The organism is Streptomyces sp. NRRL S-495 (assembly GCF_000966955.1).
GTDB classification, from domain to species: Bacteria; Actinomycetota; Actinomycetes; order Streptomycetales; family Streptomycetaceae; genus Kitasatospora; species Kitasatospora purpeofusca.
On record NZ_JZWY01000809.1, the window covers coordinates 1 to 3,739 of the forward strand.

At 75.4% G+C, this 3,739-nt stretch carries 4 protein-coding genes and 1 pseudogene; 3 read left to right on the forward strand and 2 right to left on the reverse strand.

The window, feature by feature from the left end; all coding sequences use genetic code 11:
* On the forward strand, positions 1 to 899 hold an 899-nt coding region (locus tag VR45_RS33920), incomplete at its 5' end, for a methyltransferase (protein ID WP_045943750.1).
* A gap of 93 nt (positions 900 to 992) precedes the next feature.
* Here VR45_RS33920 and VR45_RS33925 read toward each other — a convergent pair.
* Positions 993 to 1,709 (reverse strand): class F sortase, encoded by a 717-nt coding sequence (locus tag VR45_RS33925; RefSeq protein WP_045943751.1) that lies wholly within the window; start codon positions 1,707 to 1,709, stop codon positions 993 to 995.
* 139 nt (positions 1,710 to 1,848) lie between these two features.
* A complete protein-coding gene (locus VR45_RS33930; RefSeq protein ID WP_045943752.1) occupies positions 1,849 to 2,244 on the reverse strand; it encodes a hypothetical protein in 396 nt (131 codons plus the stop codon).
* 251 nt (positions 2,245 to 2,495) lie between these two features.
* Between VR45_RS33930 and VR45_RS33935 the strand changes: the two genes are divergently transcribed.
* A complete protein-coding gene (locus VR45_RS33935; RefSeq protein ID WP_353612742.1) occupies positions 2,496 to 2,915 on the forward strand; it encodes a PPOX class F420-dependent oxidoreductase in 420 nt (139 codons plus the stop codon).
* Positions 2,916 to 3,078: 163 nt separating this feature from the next.
* Positions 3,079 to 3,739: pseudogene (locus VR45_RS47425) on the forward strand (hypothetical protein); the annotation flags it as partial.

The following is a 3,739-nucleotide window of genomic DNA, read 5'->3' on the forward strand; positions in this document are numbered from 1 at the left end:
CCCCCGTCACCGACCTCGCCGCCGAGCTCGGCACCGAGCCCCGCCAGCTGCGCCGTCTGCTGCGCGCCCTCACCTGCTACGGCATCTTCGAGGAGCTCGACGGCGACCGCTTCACCCACACCGACATGTCCCGGCTGCTGCGCGAGGACGCGCCGAACAGCCTCCGCTACATCTCCCTGTGGTGCACCGAGCCGTGGACCTGGGAGGCCTGGCCGAAGCTGGACGAGGCGGTGCGCTCCGGCCGCAATGTCTTCCCCGAGCTGTTCGGCAAGGAGTTCTTCGACTACCTGCACAGCGACGGGGGCGAGTCCGCCAAGGTCTTCGACCGGGCGATGACCACCTCCAGCCGGCAGTCCGCCGCCGACTTCGCGGCCTACCTGGACCTCACCGGGATCGACGCGGTGGTCGACATCGGCGGCGGCCAGGGCCATGTCCTCGCCAGCCTGCTGGAGAAGCACCCGGCGCTGCACGGCACCCTGCTGGACCTGCCCAAGGTGGTCGCGGGCGCCGACGCCCGGCTGCGCGAGGGCGGCGCGTTCGCCGACCGGGCCCGGCTGGTCCCCGGTGACTGCCGGGAGGCGATCCCGGTCGTCGCGGACCTCTACATCATCAAGAACATCCTGGAGTGGGACGACGCGAGCACCCGCCGGACGCTGGCGAACGTGGTCGCGGCGGCCCGCCCGGGCGCCCGGGTCGTGGTGGTCGAGAACCTCGTCGACGACAGCCCCTCGATGCGCTTCACCACCGCCATGGACCTCATGCTGATGCTCAACGTCGGCGGCGCCAAGCACTCCGAGGCGAGCATGGTCCGGCTGATGACCGAGGCCGGGCTGGAGGTCCGGGAGGTGCGCCCGGTCAACCCGTACCTGCACGCCTTCGAGGCCGTGGTGCGCGGCTGATCCGGTCCGCCGGAACGACGCGGCCGCCGGTCCCCTTCCGAGGGGGGACCGGCGGCCGCGTCGTGCGTGTGTGCGTGTGTCGCGGAGCGGGGCTCAGGCCTTGCGGCTGGACTCCAGGTGCGCGAAGACCACCACGTTGTCCAGGTAGTCGCGGCGCTTCTTGTCGTAGGTGCCGCCGCAGGTGATCAGCCGGAGCTGGGCGTCGGGCGTCTTCCCGTAGACCTTCTGGTCGGGGAAGGCGTCCTTGGCGAAGGTCTCGACGGCGTCCACCGAGAACACCGCGACCGTGCCGTCCGCCCGCCGGACCTCCACCTTGTTGCCCGGCAGCATCAGGCTGAGCAGCAGGAACACCGCCGGGCCCTTGGTGGTGTCGACGTGTCCGGCGACCACCGCGGCGCCGCGCTCGCCGGGGGTGACGCCGTCGCGGTACCAGCCGACCAGGTTCTTGTCGTCCGGCGGCGGGGCGTTGAGCTGGCCGGCGGGGCTCAGGGTGAGCTCGGTGAAGGGGGCGTCCACGTTGAGCTGCGGGATCCGCAGCCTGGTCGGCTTGGAGCGCTTCAGCGGCGCCGCCGCCTTGACCGGCGCGGCGGGGGCCGGGCCGGCCGCCGCGGGTGCGGTGGAGGCCGGGGCGGCGGGGCCGGTGGCTGCCGGGGACCCCGGTGCCGGTCCCGGTGCGGCGGACGCCCCGGCGGCCGCCGCGTCCTCCGCCGGGACGCTGTCCACCGAGTTGTAGATCAGCAGCAGACCGACCGCGGCCGCGCCCATCCCCGCGCGCAGCAGCCGGGACGTACCGGGGATCAGACCGGCCATCGTCGCTCGTACTCCTCTCAGCGGCCCGGGCTCGGGGTGCCGCGGGCCGGACACGGCGGAGCGCCGCCCCGCACGCCCCCGCCGTGACCGGCGCGCGGGGCGCGGGCCACGACGGGCAGGCGGCGGGAACGGCGCGCGGTCAGATGGCGGCGTCGGCGGTGCGGCGGCCGCGGCGCAGGGCGATCGCGCCCGCCCCGAGGCCGCCGAGCAGCAGGACCGCGCCGGAGGCGAGGCCGCCGCCGGAGAGCGCCAGCCCGCCGCCACCGGTGTGCACGCCGCCGTGCGGGGTCTTCTCCTCGCCCTTGCTCTCGTAGCTCTTGCCCTCGGAGCCCTTGCTCTCCTCGGTGCTGGAGGAGCCCTGCTGCTTCTCCTCCCAGGTCTTCTGGCCGTCGGCGGTGGCGGCCTTGTCCTGCTTCTCCTGCCAGGTGAGGTTCTTGCCCTGGTCGGCGGCGCCGTCGGCGTAGGCGAGCGGGGCACCGACGGTGAGGACGGCGGCGACGGCTGCTCCGGCGAGCAGGGTGCGTGCAGAACGCATGATGATGATCCTTCCGGCGCGGTACCGCGATCGCCGACACATCATCGGGCGGGGGACTCGCGGAGTGGGCGCCTGATTCACCGTCAACCACCCTGGCGCCCGCTGCCACCGGAGGGCGGCAGCCCCGGCCCGGCGGGTGACCCCTTCGGGTGGAGTCCCGGGCGTGTTCACCCGAGTGCCCTGGGCGATCCGGGTGAGGTGCGTGTACGAGGGGCGGGAGTGGCGCCCGGGCGGGCGGGCAGACTCGGCGCATGGTCGAGATCTCGAAGGACGTCCGTGAGCGGATCGAGGCGGGGCACATCTGGTACGTCGGCACGGTCAATGCCGACGGCTCGCCGCATGTGAGCCCTATGTGGGTGGGGCTGGAGGGGGATCTGCTGCTGTTCAACACCTCCGTGGGGCGGGTCAAGGAGCGCAATCTGCGGCGGGACCCGCGGGTCTGCCTGTCGCTCGCCGACCCCCGGGACCCGTACGACCGGGTGCAGATCCGGGGGCGGGCGGTGCGGTTCGTGGAGGGCGAGGAGGCCGTCCGGAACATGGACCGGCTGGCGCACACGTACCTCGGTGTGGAGCGGTACGGCTGGGGCGTCCCGGGTGGTGCTGGTCGAGCCGACGAGGATCAGCCGGGTGGTGGGGGTCGAGCCGCTGCCGCCGGGCGCCCCCGGGAGTGACCCGGCCGGCGTCGGCTGAGCGCCCTTCCGGTCCCGGTGGAGCGCCCCTCCGGCCCTCGCCCGCCCCGCCCGGAGCGGCCGTTCCCCGAGGTGGCGGCCCCGGGGAACCGGTCGGCCGGGGCCGCGTCTATCTTGAGGGGCCACGGACACGAGAGGGGTGCACATGGGCACGGCCGGTCGGAAGGTGGCCGCCGCGGCGGCGACGGGTGCGCTGCTGGCGGCATTGGCCGCCTGCGGTTCCGGGAGCTCGACGAGCACCGAGAACGCGGCGAAGGGCACGGCGGGCGCGTCGGCGAGCCCCGGGACGACGGCCGGCGCGGCCACCGGGGGCACCGGTGCGCCCTCGGCGGCGGCCGGGTCCGGGACCGCCACGCCGTCGGGCGACGCGGCCGCCGGTGGTGCGGCGGCCGGCGGTACCCCGGCGGCCGGGGCCACCGGTCCGGGTGCGGCCACGCCCGGGGCGGCGACGGCGGGCGGCTCGTCCGCCGGTACGGCCGGTACGGCCGGTACGGCCGGGACCGGTTCCGGGACCGCCGGAACGACGACCGGGGCCACCACCGGGGGCGCTTCGGGCGGTGGAGCCGGTGGAGCCGGCGGAGCGGGTGGGACCGGTGGGGCCGGACAGCCGGCCACCGGGCCGGACTCGGACACCGCCCTGCTCGACTCCGCGCTGGTCGCCCTGCTGCTGCCCGACCAGAAGGCGATGACCGGCTGGGAGGAGGAGAAGCGGCGCGTCGACACCGCCGACCACGCCACCACCTGCACGGCCGCCGCGCCCTGCAAGGGCAAGCCGCTGAGCGGCACCGCGAGGTTCGCCTCCGGCG

Bases quoted from the DNA above. Each gene is read 5' to 3' on its own strand.
- VR45_RS33925 (WP_045943751.1), bottom strand. From the start codon at position 1,709: ATGGCCGGTCTGATCCCCGGTACGTCCCGGCTGCTGCGCGCGGGGATG.
- VR45_RS33935 (WP_353612742.1), top strand. From the start codon at position 2,496: ATGGTCGAGATCTCGAAGGACGTCCGTGAGCGGATCGAGGCGGGGCAC.
- VR45_RS33930 (WP_045943752.1), bottom strand. From the start codon at position 2,244: ATGCGTTCTGCACGCACCCTGCTCGCCGGAGCAGCCGTCGCCGCCGTC.